Annotated in this window: 23 protein-coding genes; 6 read left to right on the top strand and 17 right to left on the bottom strand. The window is 55.9% G+C overall.

Annotation, left to right across the window (positions count from 1 at the left end):
* Window positions 1-2: 2 nt before the first annotated feature.
* Window positions 3-1178 (bottom strand): hypothetical protein, encoded by a 1176-nt coding sequence (locus NIG5292_RS10115; protein WP_048599422.1) that lies wholly within the window; start codon window positions 1176-1178, stop codon window positions 3-5.
* Window positions 1179-1247: 69 nt separating this feature from the next.
* Window positions 1248-1787, bottom strand: coding sequence for a gamma-glutamylcyclotransferase (locus NIG5292_RS10110; protein ID WP_233488211.1), 540 nt, complete (start codon window positions 1785-1787; stop codon window positions 1248-1250).
* Between the two features lie 68 nt (window positions 1788-1855).
* Here NIG5292_RS10110 and NIG5292_RS10105 point away from each other — a divergent pair, with 68 nt between their 5' ends.
* Window positions 1856-2857 carry a DUF2125 domain-containing protein gene (locus NIG5292_RS10105; protein ID WP_048599421.1) on the top strand — a complete coding sequence of 334 codons (1002 nt, stop codon included), beginning with the start codon at window positions 1856-1858 and terminating at the stop codon, window positions 2855-2857.
* Between the two features lie 39 nt (window positions 2858-2896).
* On the opposite strand, the gene NIG5292_RS10100 is transcribed toward NIG5292_RS10105, so the two are convergent.
* From NIG5292_RS10100 to NIG5292_RS10050, 11 genes are all read right to left on the bottom strand, one after another.
* Complete coding sequence (locus NIG5292_RS10100) at window positions 2897-3823, bottom strand: prephenate/arogenate dehydrogenase family protein (protein WP_048599420.1); 927 nt, start codon at window positions 3821-3823, stop codon at window positions 2897-2899.
* Window positions 3820-4905, bottom strand: a complete 1086-nt coding sequence (hisC, locus tag NIG5292_RS10095; protein ID WP_048599419.1) for a histidinol-phosphate transaminase — start codon at window positions 4903-4905, stop codon at window positions 3820-3822. Before hisC ends, NIG5292_RS10100 begins: the two co-directional genes overlap by 4 nt.
* 108 nt (window positions 4906-5013) lie before the next feature.
* Window positions 5014-5634, bottom strand: coding sequence for a 30S ribosomal protein S4 (gene rpsD, locus NIG5292_RS10090; RefSeq protein ID WP_048599418.1), 621 nt, complete (start codon window positions 5632-5634; stop codon window positions 5014-5016).
* Window positions 5635-5802: 168 nt separating this feature from the next.
* Complete coding sequence (locus NIG5292_RS10085; protein ID WP_048599417.1) at window positions 5803-6906, bottom strand: Hint domain-containing protein; 1104 nt, start codon at window positions 6904-6906, stop codon at window positions 5803-5805.
* Window positions 6907-7017: 111 nt separating this feature from the next.
* Window positions 7018-7527, bottom strand: coding sequence for a DUF3299 domain-containing protein (locus NIG5292_RS10080; protein ID WP_048599416.1), 510 nt, complete (start codon window positions 7525-7527; stop codon window positions 7018-7020).
* Window positions 7521-8027 (bottom strand): DUF3299 domain-containing protein, encoded by a 507-nt coding sequence (locus NIG5292_RS10075; RefSeq protein WP_048599415.1) that lies wholly within the window; start codon window positions 8025-8027, stop codon window positions 7521-7523. The genes NIG5292_RS10080 and NIG5292_RS10075 overlap by 7 nt, the downstream gene beginning before the upstream one ends.
* A 12-nt stretch (window positions 8028-8039) precedes the next feature.
* Entirely contained in the window at window positions 8040-9290 is a 1251-nt protein-coding gene (locus tag NIG5292_RS10070) for an ABC transporter permease (protein ID WP_048599414.1), read from the bottom strand.
* Window positions 9287-10024: an ABC transporter ATP-binding protein gene (locus NIG5292_RS10065; RefSeq protein WP_370726548.1), complete on the bottom strand. Its 738-nt coding sequence runs from the start codon at window positions 10022-10024 to the stop codon at window positions 9287-9289. The genes NIG5292_RS10070 and NIG5292_RS10065 overlap by 4 nt, the downstream gene beginning before the upstream one ends.
* Before the next feature lie 14 nt (window positions 10025-10038).
* Complete coding sequence (locus NIG5292_RS10060) at window positions 10039-10635, bottom strand: DUF2796 domain-containing protein (protein WP_048599413.1); 597 nt, start codon at window positions 10633-10635, stop codon at window positions 10039-10041.
* Window positions 10636-10691: 56 nt separating this feature from the next.
* Window positions 10692-11609 (bottom strand): DMT family transporter, encoded by a 918-nt coding sequence (locus NIG5292_RS10055; RefSeq protein WP_048599484.1) that lies wholly within the window; start codon window positions 11607-11609, stop codon window positions 10692-10694.
* A 151-nt stretch (window positions 11610-11760) separates the two neighbouring features.
* A complete protein-coding gene (locus NIG5292_RS10050; RefSeq protein ID WP_048599412.1) occupies window positions 11761-14022 on the bottom strand; it encodes an adenosylcobalamin-dependent ribonucleoside-diphosphate reductase in 2262 nt (753 codons plus the stop codon).
* Window positions 14023-14122: 100 nt separating this feature from the next.
* Here NIG5292_RS10050 and NIG5292_RS10045 point away from each other — a divergent pair, with 100 nt between their 5' ends.
* Window positions 14123-14554, top strand: coding sequence for a DUF1489 family protein (locus tag NIG5292_RS10045; protein WP_048599411.1), 432 nt, complete (start codon window positions 14123-14125; stop codon window positions 14552-14554).
* Between the two features lie 20 nt (window positions 14555-14574).
* On the opposite strand, the gene hisG is transcribed toward NIG5292_RS10045, so the two are convergent.
* From hisG to hisS, 3 genes are read right to left on the bottom strand one after another with little or no spacing between them, the layout of a single operon-like run.
* Window positions 14575-15276, bottom strand: coding sequence for an ATP phosphoribosyltransferase (gene hisG / locus NIG5292_RS10040; RefSeq protein ID WP_048599410.1), 702 nt, complete (start codon window positions 15274-15276; stop codon window positions 14575-14577).
* Window positions 15273-16349, bottom strand: a complete 1077-nt coding sequence (locus NIG5292_RS10035; protein ID WP_048599409.1) for an ATP phosphoribosyltransferase regulatory subunit — start codon at window positions 16347-16349, stop codon at window positions 15273-15275. The genes hisG and NIG5292_RS10035 overlap by 4 nt, the downstream gene beginning before the upstream one ends.
* The gene (gene hisS, locus NIG5292_RS10030) at window positions 16349-17833 is read right to left on the bottom strand and encodes a histidine--tRNA ligase (RefSeq protein ID WP_048599408.1); all 1485 of its coding nucleotides are present in this window, start codon (window positions 17831-17833) and stop codon (window positions 16349-16351) included. The genes NIG5292_RS10035 and hisS overlap by 1 nt, the downstream gene beginning before the upstream one ends.
* Before the next feature lie 107 nt (window positions 17834-17940).
* Here hisS and NIG5292_RS10025 point away from each other — a divergent pair, with 107 nt between their 5' ends.
* Window positions 17941-18150, top strand: a complete 210-nt coding sequence (locus tag NIG5292_RS10025; protein WP_048599407.1) for a SlyX family protein — start codon at window positions 17941-17943, stop codon at window positions 18148-18150.
* Between the two features lie 32 nt (window positions 18151-18182).
* Here the strand turns inward: NIG5292_RS10025 and dnaE are convergent, their stop codons facing one another.
* The gene (dnaE, locus tag NIG5292_RS10020; protein ID WP_048599406.1) at window positions 18183-21689 is read right to left on the bottom strand and encodes a DNA polymerase III subunit alpha; all 3507 of its coding nucleotides are present in this window, start codon (window positions 21687-21689) and stop codon (window positions 18183-18185) included.
* Window positions 21690-21841: 152 nt separating this feature from the next.
* On the opposite strand from dnaE, the gene NIG5292_RS10015 reads away from it, so the two are divergent.
* The 3 genes from NIG5292_RS10015 to NIG5292_RS10005 are packed head-to-tail and all read left to right on the top strand — an operon-like array spanning window position 21842 to window position 25381.
* The gene (locus tag NIG5292_RS10015; RefSeq protein WP_048599405.1) at window positions 21842-23359 is read left to right on the top strand and encodes an ABC transporter ATP-binding protein; all 1518 of its coding nucleotides are present in this window, start codon (window positions 21842-21844) and stop codon (window positions 23357-23359) included.
* The gene (locus NIG5292_RS10010) at window positions 23352-24449 is read left to right on the top strand and encodes an ABC transporter permease (RefSeq protein ID WP_048599404.1); all 1098 of its coding nucleotides are present in this window, start codon (window positions 23352-23354) and stop codon (window positions 24447-24449) included. Before NIG5292_RS10015 ends, NIG5292_RS10010 begins: the two co-directional genes overlap by 8 nt.
* Entirely contained in the window at window positions 24449-25381 is a 933-nt protein-coding gene (locus tag NIG5292_RS10005) for an ABC transporter permease (RefSeq protein WP_048599403.1), read from the top strand. Before NIG5292_RS10010 ends, NIG5292_RS10005 begins: the two co-directional genes overlap by 1 nt.
* The last annotated feature ends 12 nt before the right edge of the window (window positions 25382-25393 follow it).

Here is a 25393-nt window from a genome sequence, read left to right as displayed (position 1 = left end):
ATTTACGCGCCGTCCTCAGCAGCGATGGCACGCGCGATAGTGTTGGTCAAACGCGCCAGATCACCGCGAATTTCAGCCGTTGTTTCAAGACGACCCGCGGCAATTTCTTCAACCAACCGCAACAGTTGTACATCAATCGAGCGCAAGCGCATCCGTGCCTCAGCATCAAGGCCTTCACCACCGCCGCCCCCTTGGGCAAGTTGCGCCAGAAGGCGATCTTGGCCATCCGCCACGCGCAAAAGGGCATCGCGGGTGTCATCGCCGGTTTCCATGCGGGTGGCGAGGTTCGTCATTGTTGTAGCCAGATCGCCGATCTGTCCCTCAAGCGTTTTGCGGCTGGCCTCAGAGCCTGCCATCAACTCGCGCAGACCGTCCATCTGATCAGACATGTGTTCAAGCACGCCGGCCATGAAGTTTTGCTCGGCACTGCTGTCGCCGTCTGCGGCGGAAAACGACAGACGTGTGATGGATGACAGCCATTCCTCAAGCTCGCGGTAAAAGCGGTTCTGACCGTGGCTGGCAAAGAGCTCCAGCAAGCCCACAATCAGAGATCCACCAAGGCCCAAAAGCGAAGACGCAAACGCCACACCCATGCCGGACAATTGGCTATCAAGGCCTGACATCAAGCGGTTGAACATATCAACGCCTGCCTCGCCCTCGGTGGGTTGCAGACCGCGAATTGTCTCAACCAACGCAGGTACAGTGGTCGCAAGACCGTAAAACGTTCCCAAAAGACCAAGGAAGATCAATGTGTTGGTGATGTAGCGGGTCATCTCCCGCTCTTCGCCAATGCGGCTTTCGACGGAATCCAAAATAGATCGCGCAGACGTGGTTGAAATGCTCGTTTCCGCTTTGCGCGAGCCCAACAGAGCCGCCAAAGGGGCCATCAGCAAAGGCGGCTTGGCGATGTTTGCGCCGGTGCGGTTCTGCGCAAACCCTTCGATAAACCGCACGGAGGCGGCCAGTTGGTAGACTTGATAAAAACAGGCAAACACACCCACAACGAAGACCAACAGAATGAAGCCGTTAAGGTAGAGGTTAGATAAGAACACCGGCAAAATGCGCGGTAGTGCCAGATAAAGACCAACGCCCACCAGACCCAGTGCAATCAGCATCATCATGACCTGCCGGAACGGCTGGCTGAAATACGGCGTTACTTGGCGGGTTGAGATATCCATGTGCCTGTCCCTGACCATTTGCGGCTCTTGAGCCTGATCATAGACCTGCCAAAAGGGTAAAGCAAAGTGTTAACCCTTAATCTCGCCGACACGTGCAGAAAGCCATTTCAGATCCTCATCACGCAAACCAAGGCTTTCGAGATGGCTGTAGGTGTTATGCAAATATTCACAATTTGGGCCGCGACCGCCGGTGCTGCGGGCGATGATCTGCGCTTGGGTCTCAAGGCTTAGATCGGCGCAATATTGTACGTGGGTCGGATCGATGATGTAGCTAACCGCCCTGACCATGCGCCCGTCCCGCAGCGTGACTTCGATCCAGTCCTCATAATAGGCAGAACTGACCAACTCGCGTTCGCGCAGCATGTCCAAAACCACATCACTTGGGTCCGCCGAGCGCAGCGCAACGCCTTCGCAGCTTGCCCCGTCCTTTGCATCAAGTGCCAAGACAAGACCTGGCTGTTCAACGGTGCCACGGTGATGAATTGACGACATGCAAAACGACCGCGCAAACCCCGCCACCTGTCCGATGTGTTGTTCAGCCACGTTAAAACCAGGGTTCCACACCAGTGACCCGTATGCAAAAACCCAAAGCGCGTCGTCGTTCATCATGCCTAGCCCTTTTCGTGTTGGCTCTGTAAACACTGGCACAGCACAAGATGCAACGAAGGGAACATAAGATGCGTTGGATTATTGGGGCCTGCCTTGCAGCGGCCGTATTGTGGGCAGGCTATTGGTTTGTTGGATCAACCGCGGCTGAACGCGGCGCCAAAGCGTGGTTCGCAGATCGCAGCGCCCAAGGTTGGGTGGCCGACTATGACAGCATCGAAACCCGAGGGTTTCCGTCTCGCTTTGACACAACGATCAATGCACTTGAATTAGCTGATCCACGCACCGGCTGGGCATGGAGCGCGCCGTTCTTTCAGGTGTTCGCCCTGTCCTACAAGCCTAACCACATCATCGCTGTTTGGCCAAACGAGCAGACCATCGCAACGCCGCTGGCGCGCGCAAACATCACCGCCGAGGACATGCGCGCAAGTGCCGTCTTTTTGCCTGATACAGCGCTTACGCTCGACAGTGCGACTTTCACCTTTGAAGGACTTGAAGCAACGGGCAACGGCGGTGCCGTAACGCAGATCACCAACGGCACCGTATCCGTGCGGCGCGCGGCGAACGCGGAGCTTACCCGTGATTTTTATGCGCAACTCAAGGACGTCACCCTGCCTGATGCCCTGCGGGCACAATTGGATCCTGCGGATGTTTTGCCGCAAATCATCGAAGGTCTAACCATCGATGTGACCGCCAGTTTTGACGCCGAATGGAACCGCTTTGCCATTGAACAAGCGCGTCCACAGCCGACCTCAATTGATCTGAACCTGTTGGCGGCAAGTTGGGGCGGGCTTGATCTGCGGGCGGCGGGTGATGTGACCCTTGATGGTAACGGCGTTCCGACCGGTGAGATACAGCTAAAGGCGACCAATTGGCGCGAAATGCTGAAAGTGGCCGAGAACTCTGACATGGTGCCACAAGGTGTGTTGCCGTTTATCGAGCGGGGTCTTGAGATGCTTGCGGGGCTGTCAGGTAATACCGCAACGCTCGATGTGCCTGTGACATTCCGCAATGGAAATATGGCCATCGGCCCCTTTCCCATCGGGCCTGCCCCGCGCATCAGGCTGCGCTAGAGCGTCACTGAAACGGGTGCAAAACACACGCAGCGCGGCTTAATCCTTGGTCGCGTTGCGTCCAAAGTTCGGGACATCAACGTCTTGACCCGCTTCCAAAATACCACGGCGGATCGCACGCGTACGTGTGAAATAATCGTGCAAATGATCGCCGTCACCCGTACGAATTGCGCGCTGAAGGGCGAAAAGCTCTTCGGTAAAGCGGCCCAAAATCTCAAGCGTGGCTTCTTTGTTGTTCAAAAAAACGTCCCGCCACATGGTCGGATCAGAGGCAGCGATCCGCGTGAAATCCCGAAAACCCGTGGCTGAGTAATTGATCACTTCCTGTTCGGACACGCGTTGCAAATCATCGGCCACGCCGACCATCGTGTAAGCAATCAAGTGCGGCGCATGGGACGTGACGCAGAGAACCAAATCATGGTGATCTGCATCCATCGTGTCGACTTTACTGCCCATCTTTTCCCAAAGCTCAGACAGCTTTGCCACCGCATCTGCATCGGTGTTTTCATCCGCGGGCACAATCAAACACCAACGGTTGTCAAAAAGTTCGGCAAACCCTGATGTAGGTCCAGACCGCTCCGTTCCAGCCAACGGGTGGGCGGGCACAAAGTGGACATTGCTTGGCAAATGTGGACCAACTGCATCAATAACCGCGCGCTTGACTGAACCCACGTCACTGACTGTTGCGCCAGCCATCAAATGGGGGGCGATGTCTTTGGTCACCTGCTCCATCGCGCCGACCGGCACGCATAAAACAATCAGATCCGCGTCCTTAACGGCCTCGGCAGCGCTGTCGCACACGTGGTCACACAGACCAATCTCGCGGGCCGTATCACGGGTCTCGGCAGAGCGCGCGTAGCCCGTCACCTCACCGGCAAGTCCACTGCGTTTCATCGCCCAAAACATTGACGATGCGATCAGGCCCAACCCGATCAGCGCCACACGGTTGTAGACGGGGCCGCTCATTGGGAAGCGTCCTTGAACGCGCGCACCGCATGGACAACGCGGCGGCACGAAGCCTCATCACCAACGGTAATGCGCAGACAGTTGGGCAGCTTGTACCCTGCTACGCGACGCACCAACAAACCTTGGGATTTCAGATAATCATCACACGCATTCGCCTCGGCCTCGGAAGCAAAGCGCGCCAGCACGAAGTTCGCAGTTGAAGTATCAGAGGGCACGCCCAACTCGGCCAAACCTTCGGCCAACCACGCGCGCCACTTGGTATTTTCGGTGCGGCATTTCTCAACATATTCCACATCGCGCACAGCAGCCTCGGCGGCGGCAAGCGCAGGGTTAGACAAATTGAAAGGGCCCCGCACACGGTTCAGCACATCAATAATTTCTTTCGGGCCGTACCCCCAACCCACGCGCAATCCACCCAGTCCGTAAAGCTTTGAAAAAGTGCGGGTCATGAAGACATTTGTCCGCGTCGCCGCAAGCGCCGCACCCCCGTCATAGCCCTCAACATATTCGGCATAGGCACCGTCAAGCACCAGCAAACAATTTGACGGGATGCCATCTGCAAGCCGGCGGACTTCGGCCTCAGAAATCATTGTGCCGGTCGGGTTGTTTGGATTTGCGATAAATACAAGCCGCGTGCGCGGGGTGATCCCCGCCAAAAGCGCATCCACATCTGTGACGCGCTCACGCTCGCGCACTTCCACGGGGGTCGCACCGGCGGCAAGCGCGCTAATGCGGTACATGGAAAAGCCGTGCTCTGTATACAGCACCTCGTCGCCGGGACCGGCGTAGGCGTTGCACAAAAAGCTGATAATCTCGTCACTGCCCACACCACAAATGATCTGCTCTGCCTCAAGCTGGTGCACTTCGGCGATGGCGCTGCGCAGGCTGGCGTGATCCGTGGACGGGTAGCGGTGCAGGTTGCCTGCCTCGCGGACCAATGCCTCGCGGGCGCTGTCGGGCGGGCCAAAGGGATTTTCGTTTGATGACAGCTTTACCACATTGCTAAGCCCTTCAACATGTGAAGCGCCGCCTTGATACAAAGCGATGTCCATAATCCCTTGTTGTGGCGTCAAATCTGTCATGGCCGTGTCTCCTTCGAGGCAGTGATAGCGGGGCTAAGTCGACTGTGCAAAAACAAAAAGGCCGCGGAGGATGTCCCCCGCGGCCTTTCGAATGATTATGCGTCAGAATTAGTTCTGTGCGTAGTATTCGATAACGAGGTTTGGTTCCATTTGCACTGGATATGGCACGTCAGACAGGCCAGGTGTGCGCACGAATGTTGCAGTCATTTTTGTATGATCAACGTCCATGTAGTCAGGAACATCACGCTCGGTCAAAGCAACAGCTTCGAGCAAGGCAACCATTTGCTTGGAACGATCACGCACCTCGATCACGTCACCTTCTTTAACGCGGTAGGAAGGGATGTTCACTTTTTTGCCGTTCACACGAACGTGGCCGTGGTTCACGAACTGGCGTGCAGCAAAGACAGTCGCTACGAATTTCGCGCGATACACAACAGCATCCAAGCGGCGCTCAAGAAGGCCGATCAGGTTTTCGCCTGTGTCGCCTTTTACACGTGCAGCTTCAACGTAGATGCGTTTGAATTGCTTTTCTGTCAGGTCGCCGTAGTAACCTTTCAGCTTTTGCTTGGCGCGCAACTGAAGACCGAAGTCAGACAGTTTACCCTTGCGGCGTTGACCGTGCTGGCCGGGGCCATATTCACGACGGTTAACGGGGGATTTTGCGCGGCCCCAGATGTTTTCGCCCATGCGGCGATCGATTTTGTACTTGGCAGACGTGCGTTTGGTCACGGCTGTTCTCCTTCGGTTGTAGCGCTTGCGCGCGTGAAGGGCGTTGTCCTTTGGTCACCCATTTGGGCTTCCCGACAGGCATCCCCTTGCGAGGGCCACCAACACCAATGAAGCCGCGCTTATACGGCAGTGAACGGAGCTGTCAACACCTTCGCGCGGGCCTGTCTGTTAAGCGCGTTTGGCGATGTCATGGCTCAACACCGCAACGTCAGAGCGGCTTAAACAACGGCGCGCTGATGGACCATAATTTTCGGGGGTATCACGCAACTCAGCAAAGCGGTCAAAAAGCACGTCGCGCTGGTCTTGCGCGATCTGGTTGAGGTCTGTTTGCGCAGGATGAAAGCTTTCCACCTCGAGCCCGTTTGCCCAAATGATCTGATGCTGCTCAAACATCAGGTGACTATAAAAAACCTCGCGCACGGTATGATCTATGAAAATCTTGCGCCCGTTGAGCAGTTCTTTGGCAGGCACCAGCACCTCGGACGTGTTGAAAAGACGGCGCGCGGCGGCACCGCGCAAAATCAGTTGATGATCTGGGGAGACAAGCAAATCGCAATCCGGAACATCATCGAACATAGCATGCGCGCGTATCCTGACAGGCCGCAGATAGGGCATGGCAAACATCCGCGCCCCTGAAATGCGCCGTCCCCCACGCCACACAATAGGTTGCGGGCCGTTGTCCTTGGTCTGCACCAAATCCCCCTCGCCCAGATGTTCAACCGGTACGGGACCAGTTGGCGTGTCGATCAATGTGCCGTTGGTAAAGCAAATGGCCCCATCGGCTGTTTCACTCACGCGGTTGAAACTACGCGACGGGGTATGACGTGCGACTACCCAAAGTTCTGCACGCGGAGGGGGCAGTTCATTCACAAACAGTAGCAATGGCGCACGCGGCGTGCCGTCATCTTTGTGACCGGTGGGGATTTCAATGGCCGTGTATCTGTGTGTGCCATTGGTCAGGATAAAATGAGCATCCCGCGCCCTGTCATTGACCCCACTCAAAGGGGGCCGCGCATTGCTGCTGATCGTAGAAGACCCTAACGCAGCACCGACTAGTTTGCGCGCCATTTTGGACGCACGCGCGTGTAGATCCGCCTGCCCTTCGGCCTCGTTCAAAAGTAGGACATCACGGGGGCCGTCCACGCGCACTGCCTCGCCAGACCACGCCCATGCGGACCCCACATGCAATTCGGCCGCAGGTGCGTCCGGCAATCCATCTACTTCTGTCTGAGCCCAAGAGATTACGAACGCGCCTCGAAAGCTCGTTCCCATAACTCGTTACTCTGCCTCAACTCGTTTTTTATTATTCGTTAAGATTACCACAAGCCGCGCAGGCACGGAAGATAAATCAGATACCAAAGACACCTGACAATCAAAGCTGTCCTAGATGGAAAAAGGCACAATTTTTTCTGCTGACAGCGCATAGGCAATATCGGCCAGTTGGGTCGACATAGAAGCGGTTCCAAACATACCAATCACGTTGACTGCCTCATAAAGCCCCGAGCTTTCGTAAGGTTCAGGCGTGGTGACAAAAACCAGTTGATTGGCAGGGGGCGGCGGCACATGGATGCAAGCGCCCACGAAAGGCACCAGAATAAATGCAGACACCCCACTGCCAGAATATTCAATCGGCACAATGAAGCCCGGAATGCGCACGATCTGGCCGTTCCAATCCGTGCGCACACCGCTGGATTTTGGTTGCATGGCGCTTGTGCCCATCTCGTCATGATCGATCAGGTTTTGCACCACTGGCGGAATGGCCGTTTGGCCTTTGGGCAACAGATCGCGCCATTCCAGATCGATATACTCGGCCGCCAGAGCCGCGCGCGCACCAAGTGGCAAACTGGCAAGTGCTGCGATCACGGTGCGCCGGTTCGTGAGGTCATTTACCATTGGTACACCTCCATCGCATCGGCCAATAGCGCGTAGCCCGTTTGCGCCACTTCGGTCTGTTGAATGGCGTGGCTGATCTCGCCGGTGACCCACACGGCCTCCCACAAATCATCGTTGGGCCAAGGGTCCTGCGCTGTTACAAACACCAACTGGTTGGGCGGCGGCGGCGGCACGTGGATGCACGCGCCCACATAGGGCACGAGGACAAATTCGCGCACCCCACCGGTGCCAAATTCCAACGGTATAATATAGCCGGGCATACGGATATACGCGCCATCAAGGGTGGGGTTTAGCTTGGTTGCATTGTCATCAAAAACCGGCTGCCACGTGTCGTTTACCGGATCAATATCGCCTTCCCCGATGATCTCCGAATAAGGCACCCCGGGCGGGATTAGTTCTTCCCACATGATTTCACGGGCCGCCGCCGCACGCACCGCGCTTGGCATCACCGCACTGGCGGCGACCATGCCTAACATCTGACGGCGAGACGGGGTTTTCATCAAACAGTACTCCTAAATCTTCACCATCATACCGTCCGCAACAGACGCGCGATAGGCCCTGATCGCGGGAACGGCGCTCACAATTGCGCCAGCGATTACGACACACAGCACCACAATACCCTCACGAAATGTGGGCGGTGCAATTGCCAACCAAAGGCCAAAGGCCGCGTCAATCATCGGTTGCGCCACAACAAGCCCGCCGTACAGCATCACAACCCCAAGCGCCGCGCCCACGGCTGACATCAACGAAGCTTCCAACACCAATAACCCCACGATGACCCGTGGCCGCGCGCCCATTGCTCGGAAAATTGCCATTTCGCGTCGCCTTTCTGACAGGCTTGAAAAAAGCGTTGCCATCATCCCGATCAACGCGGTGACAATGACCATCGCTGAAACTGCCAGTAGCGCCGTTTCCGCGATGCCCACGATTTGCCAAAGTTCCTGAAGCGCCACGCCCGGCAAAATCGCCAGAAGCGGTTCTTGGGGGTATTCATTGATGGCGCGCTGCAGGCCAAATACCTGAAGACGGCTGTTGATGCCGATAAGTGCCGCGGTAATTGCCTTGGGTTCCAGTTCCATCTGGCGGATCACTGCCTCGGGCGTGGTGGCCGAAGACATACGCGCGCCGCTTTGCCAGTCAACATGAATGGCCTCAATCGCGCGCAGCCCAACGATGACAGTCCGGTCAACAGGGGTGCCTGTTTTCTGCAAAATGCCCGACACACGAAACGGCAGATCATCATGGTCGCTAAACGATGCCAGCCCGTGTGACACGACAATCGGATCGCCTATGTCATAGCCCAACGCATCTGCCACATCCGCGCCAAGAACCGTATCAAACAGGTCCCCCATTAGCGTGCCTTTTGCCAACTCAAGCCCCCTGCCCGAGCGGTATTTATAGCGCTGAAAAAACGCGTCCGTGGTGCCCATCACACGAAACTGCCTGTGACTGTCGCCCAAAGAGATGGGCACGATCCAATCAACTTCGGGTCGGGCCAGAATGTCTTGGTAGCTTTGCCACGTCATATTGTTGGTGGCGTTGCCAATCCGAAAAACCGAATAAAGCAAAAGCTGAACCGATCCAGAACGTGCACCCACGATCAAATCCGTCCCCGATATGGTCTCGGCAAAGCTGGTCTTGGCGCCGGTGCGCACTTTCTCAACACCCAGAAACAACATGACCGACAGCGCGATGGCTAAGACAGTCATAACCACCGTGACCGCACGGGCGCGCAATGATCCCAGGGCCAGCCGGATAATCATGCGTTGTGCTCCGGTTTAGTTGCAGACCGCATTTTTTGCGGTGGCGGGGGCAAAGTTTGAGCAATGTCGTCCATCTGCAGAACCCGATCAAACATCGGCGCAAGCCGCGCGTCATGGCTAACCATCATCACGGCAGAATTATGCGTGCGGGCCTGATCGAACAACAGGCTAAGAAAAGTCTCTTGGCTAGCGGCATCAAGCGCAGAGGTCGGCTCATCTGCGATGATTAGCTGCGGGAACCCGATAAGCGCACGGGCAGCGGCGACGCGCTGTTGCTGGCCCACACTCAGACTTCCCGCCCGCGCAGCCAGTAGCGCCTCATCAATTCCAAGCGCTGCACACAGCCGTGCGGCCTCATGCAACGGCCCCGAAACGCGGCCACGCCGCTTGGGCGCAAACCGCAATGGTAGCAAAATGTTGTCCGTGACACTTGCGTAGGGCAGCAAATTGAATTGTTGAAAAATGAGGCCAATGTATTCGGCCCTGTGTCGATCACGCCGCGCCGCAGATAGGGTGCAAAGATCAGCCCCCCCGACATCGATGCGCCCCTGATCTGGCATAACCGTGCCGCAGATCAGCGACAGCAAAGTGGATTTACCTGACCCGCTTCGCCCTAACAACAGCACAGTCTCGCCTGCCGCGACCTGTAGCTGTGGCACCGCAAGGCCAAAGCCCGCACGCCCCCAACGGTACGACACATCCGTCATGGACAAAACCTGATCTGGGCGCGTCACGGGCTGCGGCTTTCTCAGAAGATGCCGCGCAAGTCGAGAACAGGCTCGCTGCGGGTGACTTTGAAGCGGATCGCACCTGCATCGCTTAGGATCTGCACATCGACTTCGCGGGCATTTTCGAACTGGTCAAAATAAGCAAACTCAACAGTGCTGAGCGCGTCAGGCGATGCGCACTCCAGCAGATACTCTGCGTGGAACTCTGCGTGACTGTCCCCGTCCGCGTGCGCGTCATGGGCATGCTCATCATGTTCGTGTTCATCGTGATCATGCGCATCATGACCGTGATCGTGCGCATCATCTGCTTCAAGCTCTGCCGCGGCGCGCACGACATTGCAGCCAGCCTCCGCAGACAGCACGAACAAATCTAGCGGACGCGCAAGCGCTGCGACCCCATCAGCAATGGCCGCACGATCCGCATCACTGCTTGCCACATACTCAAAGCCCACAATATCAGCACCCGGGGCATGAAATTCCATTGCAACCTGCCCACCATCGACGGCAATGTTCAACTGCCCGACCCCGTGTTCGTGCGCGCCAAGCTGGCGGGTGTCAGAGGCATGAAGAGCCGTAGTGCATGCCAAAGTGAAAGCGGCAAAACTCAAAAATCTCATAAGCTGATCCAATCAAAACTACCTTAGTGTAACGGTTCAATTTACACGCCATTTTGTCAACGGCGTTGACGCAAACGGGCAAAGAGCCGCCCATCAGTGACCGCAAAACCAATGGCGATCACACCAAAGCCCGCAAAGGCCTGAATGCCGATCCGTTCAGACAAGAAAAACGCCCCAAGCGTGATGGCAAACGGCGGGATCAACAACGTGACCAACATCAAGTTGGCAGCCCCTGCGCGCGCCAAAATCGCAAAGTAGAGCAAATAGGCAAGCGCCGTTGACAGCACCGCCAACCCCAAAAGCGCGCCCCATGTTGCAGGCTGAAAGGCGAGTGACGGGACACCGTGGGTAAGCCACACGATGGGCAGCATTAACGCGCTGCTGCACACCACCATACCAAGCGCGTTCATCAAAGGTGGCTGACCGGCAAGCGTGGTTTTACCCCACACACTCGCAAAGGCATACGATAGCGTCGCGCCCAGAATGGCCAGTTGGGCCAAATTGGTGAGGTTGAAATCCTGCAACGCGTCAGGCCCCATGATGAAAGCAACCCCCGCAAGACCCAAGGCCGCGCCGATCAATTTGTTGGCGCGCAGCGGCTCATCGGGCAGCAAAAGCCCAGCAACCAGCGCGCCAAACATCGCTGTCGTCCCGTTCAAGATTGAGGCAAGCCCGCTCTCGATTTGGGTCTGGCCCCAGAATATGAGCGAAAACGGTATCGCGTTGTTGAGCGCGCCCATCAACAAATAAGCGCGCCAAACCCGCAAGCTGCGCGTGATGGGGACACCGCGCAAAACCACAACCGCAAGCAAAACCGGAACCGCCAGCGATACCCTGAACAACGTGATGACAAGCGGCGGCAACTCACGCAAAGCCACCTCAGCAAAGAAGAAAGACCCACCCCAAACGGCTGCCAACAAAAGCAGTAACAGTGCGGCGTTCAAGTCCACAACGGGAGAAGTCGGTTTGCCCATCAAAGCGTCCATTATTGGTATTCAGAAGGCTATCTAACTGCACGGGGCAGCAGAAGGCGACCCAGTTCTTGCGGGATGTGGGTGATTGTCAAACGTCTACCTTCAACAGCAAATCCGGTGCCAAAATAAAAAAATGCACCTTTAGCCTAGGCTAGCCACACTTTGAGTGACCGCAGTCCGAGCAGGTCATGCAGCCTTCGCGCATTTGTAGGCTATATTGACCACAGCTTGGGCAGGCTTTTCCGCGGCTTTCGTGCAGTTTCACAACTTGTTGCTGCGGATCGCTTTTGAGGCCCATGCCTTCACCTTCGATCATGCCGATAGAGATCATGTGCTTTTCGATCACTTGACCGATCGCCGCCAAAATTGAAGGAACATAACGGCCTTGAATCCATGCACCACCGCGCGGATCAAAGACTGCTTTCAGCTCTTCAACAACGAACGACACATCTCCGCCACGACGGAAGACCGCCGAGATCATGCGTGTAAGTGCGACTGTCCAAGCAAAGTGCTCCATGTTTTTAGAGTTGATAAACACTTCAAACGGACGGCGTTGTTGGCCAACCATCACATCATTGACGGTGATGTAAATCGCGTGCTCGCTGTCGGGCCATTTCAACTTATAAGTTGTGCCTTCAAGCTCTTGCGGACGGTCAAGCGGCTCTGACAGGTACACAACGTCCGCACCAGTATCCGCCTCAGGCGCGCTTTCGCTGCTTTCCGAAACAGACAGCACAGAACCCGTCACATCATTTGGACGGTAGGTTGTGCAGCCCTTACAGCCCGTGTCCCACGCTTCCATGTAGACTTCTTTGAATGCCTCAAAGCTGATGTCTTCTGGGCAGTTGATGGTTTTGGAAATGGAGCTGTCAATCCACTTTTGAGCCGCAGATTGCATCCGAACGTGATCAAGCGGCGCAAGTGTTTGTGCGTTGACGAAATAGTCGGGCAGCTCAGCATCGCCGAACTTTTCGCGCCACATCTGTACTGCGTAATCCACAACTTCTTCTTCGGTACGGCTGCCGTCCTTTTGCAAAACCTTACGTTTGTAGGCATAAGCAAACACCGGCTCAATGCCTGATGACACGTTACCTGCGTAAAGGCTGATGGTGCCTGTTGGCGCGATGGATGTCAGAAGCGCGTTACGAATGCCATGCTTGCGAATGGCATCTGTGACTTCTTTATCCATGGTCGCCATTGCACCGCTGGCCAAGTATTTGTCAGCGTCAAAGAGCGGGAACGCACCCTTCTCTTTGGCCAGATCGACAGATGCCATATAGGACGCGTTTGCGATGGCTTTCATCCATGCGTCTGTTTGCTCAGCCGCCTCAACGGAGCCGTAGCGCAGACCAACCATCAACAGCGCGTCCGCAAGACCCGTGACACCAAGGCCGATGCGGCGCTTAGCTTGGGCCTCTTGCGCCTGTGCTTCAAGCGGAAAGCGTGATGCGTCCACGACGTTGTCCATCATGCGCACAGCGGTCGCGACCAGCTCTGTCATTTTGGCAACATCAAGATGCGCGCCCTCTTCAAAAGCGTTCTCAACCAATTTGGCCATGTTGATCGAGCCAAGCAAACACGCGCCATAGGGTGGCAGTGGCTGCTCACCACATGGGTTGGTGGCTGCGATGCTTTCACAATAGTTGAGGTTATTCATCGCATTGATGCGATCGATAAAGATAACACCGGGCTCTGCGTAATCATACGTGGACTGCATGATCTGGTCCCACAACTCGCGGGCGTTAACCGTTTTATGCGTCACGCCATCGAACTTCAGATCCCAAGTTGATCCCGCTTTTACTGCCTCCATGAAGGGGTCAGTGATCAAAACGGAAACGTTAAACATCCGCAAACGCGCCGCGTCAGATTTTGCCGTAATGAAGTCTTCGATATCGGGGTGGTCACAGCGCATTGTCGCCATCATCGCACCACGGCGCGAGCCTGCGGACATAATTGTGCGGCACATCGCATCCCACACATCCATGAACGACAGAGGGCCTGAGGCATCTGCCGCCACACCCTTCACACCAGCACCTTTGGGGCGAATAGTGGAAAAGTCGTACCCGATGCCACCGCCTTGCTGCATCGTCAGCGCGGCCTCTTTGAGCATCTCAAAAATGCCGCCCATGCTGTCAGGGATCGTGCCCATAACAAAACAGTTAAACAACGTAACAGACCGCTCGGTTCCGGCACCCGCAGTAATACGGCCCGCTGGCAGATATTTGAAATCCTCAAGCGCGCTATAGAACCGCTCCTCCCAATGGGCGGGGTCCTTTTCTACCGACGCAAGCGAGCGCGCAATCCGGCGCCACGTGTCCTCGACAGTGGTATCGATGGGTGTTCCATCAGCTTCCTTGAAACGGTATTTCATGTCCCAGATTTGCTCAGCAATGGGGGCAGTGAATCGGCTCATAGCGGGTTTCCTATTTCGATGTTCAATGGCAGACCCACACAATAGCTTGATGGTGCACTGATTTCTACTACCATTGATTGATAATTTTGAGGGTCGGCCTGTGGAAAAGATAATTAATTTAATCAAACTATCAGTTGGAACTGAAAACGTTGAACAATTACTGGCTTGGCAGGCCCTGCCCCGCGCGCGCACCCGCGATAATAAACCGCAGCACATTACCCGTATGTGGCCGAAACGTGAGGAGGAAATCCTGAACGGCGGCTCAATCTTTTGGGTGATCAAAGGCGTTATCCAGTGCCGGCAACGTATTTTGCGCCTTGATGAATACATCGCCGGTGACGGCATTCGCCGCTGCGCCATTGTTGTCGATCCTGAAATGCACCGGACGGAAACCGCCCTCAAGCGGCCATTTCAAGGCTGGAGATACCTTAAACCAGAAGATAGTCCGGCTGACCTGTCGGATGCCCGCGCAAATGAAGAAGCACTGCCCGCGGACCTAAGCGCTGCATTGGCCGACATTGGCGTGCGTTGACTCGCAACTAAATGCGCTGCCTAGCGCGCGTCCTGCAGCCCCAGCACATCCATAAGCTGAGCAAGATTTGTGCGGTCTTCTTTGGTCATCGGTGCACTTAGGGATCTAAAGAGCGTGGCCTGAGACCGGTGCACCGGCTCACCCGACAACACCCGCAAGTGGTTGGCCCGAAGTGTTTCACCCGTTGAAGTAATGTCGGCAACAGCCTCGGCCGTCTCGTTCTTGACCGTACCTTCTGTGGCGCCTTGGCTATCTACAAGCTGGTAGTCCGCAACACCGGTGTCGCGAAGGTGTTCGCGCACAAGCCGGTGGTATTTGGTCGCAATCCGCAAACGATGGCCGTGATCAGCCCGAAATTGCGCCGCGACAGCATCCAGATCATCAAGCGTTTCAACATCGACCCACACGTCTGGCACCGCAATAATCAGATCGGCGTGGCCAAAACCAAGCAGAGCTAACTCGCTGACGTGTGTGTCCCAATTCGCCAGCTTTTCGCGCACCAGATCACTGCCCGTAACCCCAAGGTTGATGCGGCCAGCAGCCAGTTCACGGGGGATTTCACCCGCGGACAAAAGAACCAACTCAAGTCCCTCAACGCCCTCAACCTGGCCCGCGTACTCCCGCTCAGCGCCAGAGCGCGACAGCGTCACGCCCCGCTGTCCAAACCAATCAAACGTCTTTTCCATCAAGCGCCCTTTGGACGGCACACCCAACTTGATCATTGCGCCACCTCCAACAAAAGCCCCGGACGGATGACACCGCCGACTGCAGGAATAGTTCGTCCGTTGCCCAAGCGTTCCGTCAGTGCATCATAGCGACCACCTGTAGCTATAGGTGGCAAATCAGGACGTGACGTTGAACGGAACCCGAAGACAAAACCATCATAGTATTCCATCGATGTACGCCCGAAACTTGCCTCGAACGGTAAGTCATCGACACCGACGCCTGCGGTAGACAAAGCATCAAGACGGGCATCAAATTGCTGAACAGCCGGTGCAAGAAGCGGGAAATCAACGGCAAAATCACGCAGCGCGGAAAGCGCATTAGGGCATGTCTCACGCAAATTAAGCAACGCGTTAAGCAACTCAACCTCGCCAGCACCAATGGGCGCCGTGGCCGCATCTTGGCGCAGCACATCAAGGCGCGCCTCGATCTGTGCAGCCGAACGTTTGCCGATTAACGGCCCTGCATTTTTGAACGGCTGGTCAGAGCCAAGTAGTTTCGCGCGCGCATCGCTTACAGGAAGCGCGCCACTATAGCGTTCAAGAAGCTGCCTAAAACGGCGTGGCCGCCAGACGTGACGCATCAACGCCGCTTTGCGACGTGCGCTTGTGTTAAGGGACTGCACCGCTGCCGTCACCAGACCAATATCGCCTGTTACTGCCGCCAACCCGTAAGGGGCAAGCACGCGGCTGAATAGGCCGAAAACCTCAGCATCGGCTGCAGCGGCGTCGCGGTCAAAAGCCTCGTAGCCCACTTGCATATACTCACAGGCACGTTCCGCATCCGTGTCTTGGCGGCGGAAAACTTCACCCATGTAGGCATAACGCGCAGGCTCTGCCCCGCCGTCCATGTGCATCTGGACAACAGGAACAGTGAAATCGGGACGCAGCATTTGCTCGCCGCGCAGCGGGTCCGATGTGGTGTAAGCACGCGCGCGAATATCTTCGCCATAAAGGTCCAACAACAAATCCGCAGGTTGCAAAATATCGGCTTCGACAAGCTGTGCGCCCGCCCCTTCAAATTGGGCCAAAAGCCCCTGAGCCAGCGCGCGTGAAGCTGCTTTTTCAACCATTATGAATAGCTTTCGATGATCTCGCGCACTTTGGCGACCAACTGATCGCGCGGCACTTCGAATTGTTGCGGACGGTCACGCCATTCATCCAACGTCGCATTTTCAGCAAGCTTGGCCCCAAGGATCAGGTCCTTGATTTGAACGATGCCGTTGTCCGCCTCGTCACTGCCTTGGATCACCGCACATGGGCTGGCGCGCTTGTCTGCGTATTTCAGCTGGTTGCCAAAGTTCTTGGGGTTGCCCATGAACATCTCGGCGCGAATGCCAGCATTGCGCAGTTCAGTCACCATAGATTGGTAGTCCGCAAGACGGTCGCGGTCCATCACAGTCACAACAACCGGACCCGCGTGCGTTGCTGTCATGCGGCCCTTTTCGCGCAGCGCCGCCAACAGACGGTCAACGCCAATTGAAACACCCACAGCCGGCACTTCTTGGCCTGTAAAGCGCTTGACCAGATCGTCGTACCGACCACCACCTGCCACAGAGCCAAATTGGCGGGGACGGCCCTTTTCGTCCAGAATTTCAAATGTCAGCTCAGCTTCAAAAACAGGGCCGGTGTAATAGCCCAGACCACGCACAACCGCCGGATCAAGTTCAATGCGGTCAGCACCGTACCCGCCCGCTTCGAGCAGATCCGCAATCGTCTCAAGCTCGTCCACGCCTTGTAGCCCCACCTCAGAGCCCGCAACCAACTCGCGCAACCGCGCAGTTGTCTCGCGGCCAGTGGAACGTTTGGCATCCATGAAGCCCATCACCACATCGGCCGCGGCGTCATCAAGCCCCGCACCTTTGGTAAAATCACCTGACGCATCTTCGCGCCCGGCCCCAAGCAAAGCGCGCACGCCTTCAACGCCAAGGCGGTCCAATTTATCGATGGCGCGCAAAACAATGCCGCGTTCAGAAGTTTTGTCGTCACCTGCAAGACCAGCAACTTCCATCACACCGTTCAAAACTTTGCGGTTGTTCACGCGCACGATGTAGTCGCCGCGCGGGATACCCACGGCCTCAAGCGTATCTGACAAAAGCGCGCAAATCTCTGCGTCAGCGGCCATTGACGCCGTTCCAACTGTGTCCGCATCACATTGATAAAACTGACGGTAGCGGCCAGGGCCCGGCTTTTCATTGCGCCACACAGGTCCCATCGCATAGCGGCGGTAAGGCGTAGGCAAATCGTTGCGGTGTTGGGCGTAAACCCGTGCAAGCGGTGCCGTCAGATCATAGCGCAGCGCCAGCCAATTGGCGTCCTCATCTTCTTGCCAAGCAAACACACCTTCGTTGGGGCGGTCCACGTCTGGCAAAAACTTTCCAAGGGCTTCAACAGTTTCCACGGCAGAGCTTTCCAACGCATCAAAGCCATAGCGATGATACACCCCAGCGATTTGCTCCAACATATGTGCGCGGTCCGTGACCTCAGCGCCGAAGTAATCGCGGAAACCTTTGGGCGGGAGCGCCTTTGGTTTGGGTTGTTTTTTCACTTTGGCCATGACAGCGGGCCTCCAAAAGAAATGCACGGCCCACTTACCCCGATGCATTGCCGTGGGCAACCATGCGCGCAGTAGCAATTCCCGAATGAGTGGCGTATGTCACCCCTATGACCCAACCAACCCTGACCCAGCTTGAAGAAAAGATCGCGCATTTGACGAAAACCGTCGATGAGCTTTCGGATATTGTGGCCAAGCAATCACGCGACATTGATGTGTTGCAGCGGCGCGCGCAGATGCTGATGGAACGCGAAGCAGCCCGTGAATTTGATCAAGGCGGCTCAGTCCCCCTTGCGGATCAACGCCCACCTCACTGGTAAATTTGAGTTGGTAAATGGTTGGGCGTTGACCCCTAGAAATCTTCAACCGTCAAAACACCCGGTAGCGACTTAATTGCCCCTTTGATTTGGGGTGACACAGGGAAATCGCGGTTCAGATCAATCTCGACCTCGCCAGGCAAGCCCTCTGCCATCAAACAAAACACAATCGGTCCTTTGCCAGCACCCGCTTTCGGCGCGTCTCTCAGCACCGTTGCAACAGTCGGAATGGCAGACTGGTCCTCAACAAATACCTTAAGGCCTGCTCCCCCAACATCCGCCACCACGCTATCAATGGGCGCGACCGAGCGGGCCAAAAGCTTTAGCTGTTCGCTTTCCATTGTGGCCTCAACGGTGACAACAACTTTGGCGCCAGTTGATAGCTGATCACGGCATTTATCAAGCGTGTCACTGAACATTGTAGTCTCATAAGCACCCGTTGGGTCAGACAGCTGCACAAAAGCAAAGCGGTTGCCCTTGGCTGACTTACGCTCCTGAACGCCACTGATCCGGCCTGCAAGTTTGGCGATACACGCCCCTGATGATGCCTTCTCGGTCACCTCATCAAGGGTCAGAACGCCTTTGCGTTTAAGGGCAGCGGCATAATCTTCAAGCGGGTGACCAGACAAATAAAAGCCAATCGCCTTAGCTTCTTCATCCAGCTTTTCGGCTGGCAACCAATCAGACACGGGACTAAGGCGCGGTTCTGGCAAATCGTCTCCAGCCTCCCCGAACAAGCTAACCTGATTAGATGCGCGCTGCTCGTGAATGGCGGCGGAGTAGCCCACAAGCGCATCAAGGCTGTCGAACATTTTGCGACGGTTGGCATCCAATTGATCAAACGCACCAGCACGGGCCAGCATCTCCATCGGGCGCTTACCGATCCGCTTCAGATCAACGCGGCGGGCAAAATCAAAGACTGTCACAAACGGCTTATCAACCCCGTCTACTTTGCGACCCTGCTCAATCAGACGCATCGCCTCAACGCCCACATTCTTCAGCCCGCCAAGCGCATAGACCAACGCCTGATCCTGAACATCGAACGTCGCCAAAGAGCGGTTGATGCAAGGCGGAACATAATCCAGCTTAAGGCCCTTTTTGACCTCCTCGAAATACACCGCCAGCTTATCCGTCAAATGGATATCGCAGTTCATAACACCGGCCATAAACTCAACCGGATGGTTCGCCTTCAGCCATGCGGTTTGGTAACTCACCACCGCGTAGGCTGCCGCGTGGGATTTGTTGAAACCGTAGTTGGCAAATTTATCCAGAAGGTTCCAAACCTCTGTAGCCTTCTTTTCGTCGACACCGTTTTTCTTTGAACCCTCAAGGAATTTCGGGCGCTCTGCATCCATCGCTTCTTGAATTTTCTTACCCATCGCACGGCGCAGCAAATCCGCACCACCAAGCGAATAGTTCGCCATCTCTTGGGCGATCTGCATAACCTGCTCTTGGTAAACGATAATGCCTTGGGTCTCATCGAGAATGTGGTCAATCGTGGGGTGCAGCTTCTCACGCTCAGCACGGCCGTTTTTCACGTCACAATACTGCGGGATATTTTCCATCGGGCCAGGACGGTACAGCGCCACAAGCGCAACAATATCTTCAATACACGTGGGCTTCATGCGCTTGAGCGCGTCCATCATGCCCGAGCTTTCCACCTGAAACACAGCTACAGTTTTAGCAGCGGCATACAGATCATAGCTTGCCGGATCATCAAGCGGGATCGCGTTGATATCGTTCAGCGTGCCTTCAGCAGGTTCATACAGCTGTGTGCCGTCTGCCGCGATGTGCAAGTCACGTCCTGATTTCAAAATCAGGTCCACGGCGTTTTGCACAACGGTCAGGGTTTTCAGCCCCAAAAAGTCAAACTTGACCAAGCCCGCCTGCTCTACCCATTTCATATTGAACTGAGTGGCCGGCATGTCCGATCGCGGATCTTGATAGAGCGGGACAAGCGCATCAAGAGGCCTGTCTCCAATAACTACACCCGCCGCGTGGGTGGACGCGTTACGCAGCAAACCTTCGACCTGTTGGCCATAGGTCAAAAGACGGTCAACGACCTCTTCGTTCTTGGCCTCTTCCCGCAAACGCGGCTCATCCGCCAGTGCTTTTTCGATGCTGACGGGTTTCACGCCTTCAACGGGGATCATCTTGGACAGCCGGTCCACCTGCCCGTACGGCATCTGCAAAACACGACCGATATCGCGCACCGCGGCCTTGGACAAAAGCGCACCAAACGTGATGATCTGGCCTACTTTGTCGCGGCCATATTTCTCTTGGACGTAACGGATGACTTCCTCGCGGCGGTCCATGCAAAAGTCGATATCAAAGTCAGGCATGCTGACACGTTCGGGGTTCAGGAACCGCTCAAACAGCAAGCTGTAGCGCAGCGGATCAAGGTCCGTGATGGTGAGCGCATAGGCCACCAGACTGCCCGCACCAGAACCACGCCCCGGCCCCACGGGAATATTGTGATCTTTCGCCCATTTGATGAAATCCGCAACAATCAAGAAATAGCCGGGGAAACCCATGCCCTCAATAATGCCCAGCTCAAAATCGAGACGTTCTTGATAAGCCTCAACGGTGTCTGCATGCTCAATCACTTTTAGACGCTGCTGCAAACCTTCGTTGGATTGACGGCGCAATTCTTCAATCTCGTCATCCGCAAACTTCGGCAAAATCGGATCGCGCTTGTAGGCGCGAAACGCGCAGCGGCGGGCGATCTCAACGGTGTTCTCAAGTGCTTCTGGCAGGTCGGCAAACAGGGTTGCCATCTCGGCTTGGGACTTGAAATAATGCTCGGGGGTCAAACGGCGGCGAGGCTCTTGCTGATCCACATAAGCACCATCAGCGATACACAAAAGCGCGTCATGGGCTTCATACATTGACGCCTTGGGAAAGTAGCAGTCGTTCGTGGCCACCAGCGGAATATCCATCCCATAGGCCATTTCGATCAAGCCGCGTTCCGTCTGCCGCTCAGCCTCGGGCAAACCGCCATCTTCTGGATGGCGCTGCAATTCCACATAAAGACGATCGGCGAAAATGGCGTTTAAGCGCTCAATCAACGCCTGCGCTTTGGGCTGCTGACCTGCGCGCAACAAACGCCCAACCGGCCCGTCAGGCCCGCCTGTGAGACAAATCACATCGGCGCTGTTTTGCTCCAATTCATCCAGCGTGACGTGTGGGACCTGATCCGAATGTGCAATGTAAAGGCACGTATTGAGACGCATCAAATTTTCATAGCCACGCTCGGTTTGCGCCAACAACACCAACGGCGCAGGAGGGCGCGGCCGCTCGCCCAAGGGAGCGGGATCAAATTCCAGATCAACCTGACAGCCGATGATGGGCTGCACCCCTGCCTTGATCGCACCTTCGGAAAACTCCAGCGCGTTAAACATGTTGTTGGTATCGGTCACCGCCACTGCAGGCATCCCAAGATCTGCGCACATCTGCGGCAGTTTCTTGGTCGCCAAAGCCCCCTCCAAAAGAGAGTACTCGGTGTGGGTGCGAAGGTGGATGAATCGGGGCTGTGTACTCATTGGGACAGCATATGTGGGGGCGCGAGGCGGATAAAGGGGCAAATATGCTAGAATTCCATGCAAAAACCACGCCCGGCCATTGCCTTTCAGCGCTTAATCGCCATTGTGTCGCGCCATAACCGCGATTCCCTCACCGAGACATTATTGCCCTTATGACACCCCCTTTGCTGACACTCACCGGGTTAACCAAATCCTATCCCGGCGTGGTCGCCAACGAAGACGTGAGCCTGACAATCGCCCACGGCGAAGTGCATGCGCTGCTCGGTGAAAATGGGGCGGGGAAATCCACGCTGGTCAAAATGATCTACGGCCTTGTTACACCGGATGCGGGCCAAATGGTGTTGAACGGCAAGGCGTTTTCGCCAGACAAACCAAGCGCAGCACGCACCGCTGGCATCGCGATGGTGTTTCAGCACTTTAGTCTTTTTGGCGCCCTAAGCGTTGCGGAAAATATCGCACTTGGCATGGAAAATCCGCCAAAAATGCGCGCGCTTGCCCAGCAGATCAGCAAGGTGTCCGATCAATTTGGCCTGCCGCTTGATCCATCCCGAATTGTTGGGGATCTGTCCGCCGGTGAGCGCCAGCGCGTTGAGATCATCCGGTGTCTTTTGCAGGACCCTAAGCTGCTTATCATGGATGAGCCGACATCGGTTCTAACGCCGCAAGAGGTCGATATTCTATTTGAGACCCTTCGCAAGCTGCGTGATGCAGGGACCTCTATTCTTTATATTTCCCACAAACTCGAAGAAATCCGCGCGCTTTGCGATACAGCAACTGTCCTACGCCGCGGCAATAACGTGGGCACATGTGTGCCGCGCGATACCTCTGCGCGCGATATGGCAGAGCTGATGGTCGGCACCCGCCTGCATGACCCAGAACGGCGCGACCGGCCCAAAGGCGCCACCGTGTTAGACGTCAAAAACCTAAGTGCCGCGTCGCATAGTGCGTTCGGCACTAGCCTCAAAGATGTCTCACTGAGCGTTTGCAAAGGTGAAATTCTGGGTATCGGCGGTGTCGCAGGCAACGGTCAGGACGAGCTGTTGGCCGCGCTATCTGGTGAAATTCGCACAAAGCGCGGGATGATCAGCCTTGATGGTCGCGATGTCGGGCATCTACCGCCGACCTCACGGCGCGCTCTTGGTACCCTTTCCGCCCCCGAGGAACGTTTGGGCCACGCCGCTGCGCCAGATATGTCGCTGATGGAAAATGCGTTTCTGTCCGCCGCCACACGCAAGGCACTGACCTCGCTTGGCTTCGCCAATTGGGGCAAGACCCGTGGCTATGCAGATGAGATCATTGCCCGTTTCGATGTGCGCACTCCGAACAACCAAGTGGCCGCGCGTGCGTTATCTGGCGGCAACCTGCAAAAATTCGTAGTGGGCCGCGAAATTCTACAAGACCCCGATGTGTTGGTGGTCAACCAGCCCACGTGGGGCGTTGATGCAAGTGCAGCCGCCGCCATCCGCCAGGCGCTTTTGGATATGGCCGATGCGGGCAAAGCGGTTGTTGTGATCAGCCAAGACCTTGATGAGCTTCTTGAAATTACCGACCGCTTTTGCGCGCTGAACGAAGGACGTCTGTCCGCGTCAGTGCCCACGACCGAATTGAGCGTAGAGAAAATTGGCCTGATGTTGGGTGGCGCGCATGATCTGGAGACGGCCAATGTATAAGCTTGAAAAGCGCCCGAACCCTTCGAACCTTTGGGCTTATCTCACGCCGTTTCTAGCACTTATTGCCACCATGATTGCCGGTGGCATTATGTTTTGGATGCTAGGCAAGCCCCCCGTTGATGCGATCCGTACGATCTTCTGGGACCCGCTCTTTAACGAGCAATTCGCGGCCTACTCACGCCCGCAGTTGTTGGTGAAAGCAGCGCCCCTGATCTTGATCGCGATTGGTCTGTCCATCGGCTTTAAGGCAGGCGTTTGGAACATTGGCGCAGAAGGGCAATATGTCATTGGCGCGTTGTGTGGTGCGGCGGTAGCACTGGCCGCTTATCCGCTTGAGGCATGGTGGATTTTCCCCGCTATGGTCACTGCTGGGGCAGTTGGCGGATTTATCTGGGCCATGATCCCCGCCATTCTAAAAATCAAGCTGGGCACCAATGAAATTCTGGTCTCGCTGATGCTGGTCTATGTTGCGCTTGAACTGCTGTCTTCGATGTCCGTTGGCGTACTCCGCAACCCCGATGGCAATGGCTTTCCGGGATCGCGCAACCTGCAACAATATGCTTCCGCTCATAACGCAGAAATTTGGCAAGGTAGTTCTGTCCACTGGGGCGTTGTCGCAGCGTTCAGCGCGGTTGTTCTGGCTTATGTGCTGATGTCCAAGCACCGCCTGGGCTTTCAGATCAAGCTGGCGGGTGCTGCGCCCAAAGCTGCGCGGTTTGCAGGTGTGAACCCCCACGTAATCACCGCGGTTTGCCTTGGTATTTCCGGCGCGTTGGCGGGCATGGCCGGCATGTTCGAGGTCGCAGGCCCCGCAGGACAAGTCAGCATTGATTTCGCATCAGGCTACGGGTTCACCGCGATCATCGTCGCTTTCTTGGGCCGTCTGAACCCGTGGGGCATTTTGGCCGCAGGCTTGTTAATGTCGCTGACCTACATTGGCGGTGAGCTGGCGCAATTCATAATTGGCCTGCCCGCTTCGGCAATCTCAGCGTTCCAAGGGATGTTGCTCTTTTTCTTGCTGGCAGGTGAACTGCTGGTCAATTACCGCATTCGCCGCGCCGCACCGCGCACCGTAAAGGAAGCCGTATAATGGATTGGTCAGCGATTAACCCTGCATTTTATGTGGCCTCTGTCATGGTTGCTGCGACCCCGCTTTTGCTTGCAGCAATCGGTGAGTTGGTCGTTGAGAAAACTGGCGTTTTGAACCTTGGCGTCGAAGGCATGATGATCATTGGCGCAGTCTGTGGGTTCATCACAGCAGTTGAAACCGGATCGCCCTCATTGGGGTTTGTCGGTGGCGCGCTTGGTGGTGCAGCCCTGTCCGTGGTCTTTGCTGTTCTGACCCAGTTCTTTTTGACCAGCCAAGTGCCCACGGGCCTTGCGCTTACCCTATTCGGCTTAGGCGCATCCGCCATGGTCGGGCAAAGCTACGTGGGAATCGTCCCGCCAAAGATGCCACAACTGATGAGCGGCGCTGATCTGAATGCGTTTGAGCGTATCGTTCTGGGCCATGACGCGATGCTTTACATCGGACTGGCGATCCCCGTGGCTGTATGGGCGGTTTTACGTTTTAGCCGATTGGGCCTGATTTTACGCGCGGTCGGCGAAGATCATAACGCTGCACATGCATTGGGTTATAAAGTGATGTGGATCCGCTTTGGTGCCATCGTGTTTGGTGGCGCATGTGCGGGTCTTGGTGGGGCGTATCTATCCCTGGTACGCGTACCGCAGTGGACCGAAGGCATGACCACGGGTGCCGGTTGGATCGCACTGGCGCTTGTGGTTTTTGCAAGCTGGCGCCCGCTGTTGATTATTCTGGGTGCCTATATTTTCGGCGGCATTGCCATTTTACAACTCAACCTACAGGCGGCGGGCAGTACAATTCCGGTGGAATACTTGTCTATGTCGCCGTATGTGATCACCATCTTTGTGCTGGTTTTGCTATCGGCGCTCCACAAATACGGCATCAGCCGTGCACAGGCACCTGCCATGCTCGGCCGTTCGTTTCACGCCTCTAATTAGAGGCAGCTTCAC

It is taken from the genome of Nereida ignava, from assembly GCF_001049735.1.
In the GTDB taxonomy this organism is placed as follows: Bacteria; Pseudomonadota; Alphaproteobacteria; order Rhodobacterales; family Rhodobacteraceae; genus Nereida; species Nereida ignava.
This window is presented reverse-complemented; position numbering and strand designations above follow the sequence as displayed.

Bases quoted from the DNA above. Each gene is read 5' to 3' on its own strand.
- NIG5292_RS10005 (WP_048599403.1), top strand. From the start codon at position 24,449: ATGGATTGGTCAGCGATTAACCCTGCATTTTATGTGGCCTCTGTCATG.
- NIG5292_RS10055 (WP_048599484.1), bottom strand. From the start codon at position 11,609: ATGGGCAAACCGACTTCTCCCGTTGTGGACTTGAACGCCGCACTGTTA.
- NIG5292_RS10085 (WP_048599417.1), bottom strand. From the start codon at position 6,906: ATGGGAACGAGCTTTCGAGGCGCGTTCGTAATCTCTTGGGCTCAGACA.
- NIG5292_RS10035 (WP_048599409.1), bottom strand. From the start codon at position 16,349: ATGGTTGAAAAAGCAGCTTCACGCGCGCTGGCTCAGGGGCTTTTGGCC.
- hisG (WP_048599410.1), bottom strand. From the start codon at position 15,276: ATGATCAAGTTGGGTGTGCCGTCCAAAGGGCGCTTGATGGAAAAGACG.
- NIG5292_RS10060 (WP_048599413.1), bottom strand. From the start codon at position 10,635: ATGAGATTTTTGAGTTTTGCCGCTTTCACTTTGGCATGCACTACGGCT.
- hisS (WP_048599408.1), bottom strand. From the start codon at position 17,833: ATGGCCAAAGTGAAAAAACAACCCAAACCAAAGGCGCTCCCGCCCAAA.
- NIG5292_RS10050 (WP_048599412.1), bottom strand. From the start codon at position 14,022: ATGAGCCGATTCACTGCCCCCATTGCTGAGCAAATCTGGGACATGAAA.
- NIG5292_RS10070 (WP_048599414.1), bottom strand. From the start codon at position 9,290: ATGATTATCCGGCTGGCCCTGGGATCATTGCGCGCCCGTGCGGTCACG.
- dnaE (WP_048599406.1), bottom strand. From the start codon at position 21,689: ATGAGTACACAGCCCCGATTCATCCACCTTCGCACCCACACCGAGTAC.
- NIG5292_RS10105 (WP_048599421.1), top strand. From the start codon at position 1,856: ATGCGTTGGATTATTGGGGCCTGCCTTGCAGCGGCCGTATTGTGGGCA.
- NIG5292_RS10110 (WP_233488211.1), bottom strand. From the start codon at position 1,787: ATGATGAACGACGACGCGCTTTGGGTTTTTGCATACGGGTCACTGGTG.
- NIG5292_RS10100 (WP_048599420.1), bottom strand. From the start codon at position 3,823: ATGAGCGGCCCCGTCTACAACCGTGTGGCGCTGATCGGGTTGGGCCTG.
- NIG5292_RS10025 (WP_048599407.1), top strand. From the start codon at position 17,941: ATGACCCAACCAACCCTGACCCAGCTTGAAGAAAAGATCGCGCATTTG.
- NIG5292_RS10075 (WP_048599415.1), bottom strand. From the start codon at position 8,027: ATGAAAACCCCGTCTCGCCGTCAGATGTTAGGCATGGTCGCCGCCAGT.
- hisC (WP_048599419.1), bottom strand. From the start codon at position 4,905: ATGACAGATTTGACGCCACAACAAGGGATTATGGACATCGCTTTGTAT.
- NIG5292_RS10010 (WP_048599404.1), top strand. From the start codon at position 23,352: ATGTATAAGCTTGAAAAGCGCCCGAACCCTTCGAACCTTTGGGCTTAT.
- NIG5292_RS10015 (WP_048599405.1), top strand. From the start codon at position 21,842: ATGACACCCCCTTTGCTGACACTCACCGGGTTAACCAAATCCTATCCC.
- NIG5292_RS10080 (WP_048599416.1), bottom strand. From the start codon at position 7,527: ATGGTAAATGACCTCACGAACCGGCGCACCGTGATCGCAGCACTTGCC.
- NIG5292_RS10115 (WP_048599422.1), bottom strand. From the start codon at position 1,178: ATGGATATCTCAACCCGCCAAGTAACGCCGTATTTCAGCCAGCCGTTC.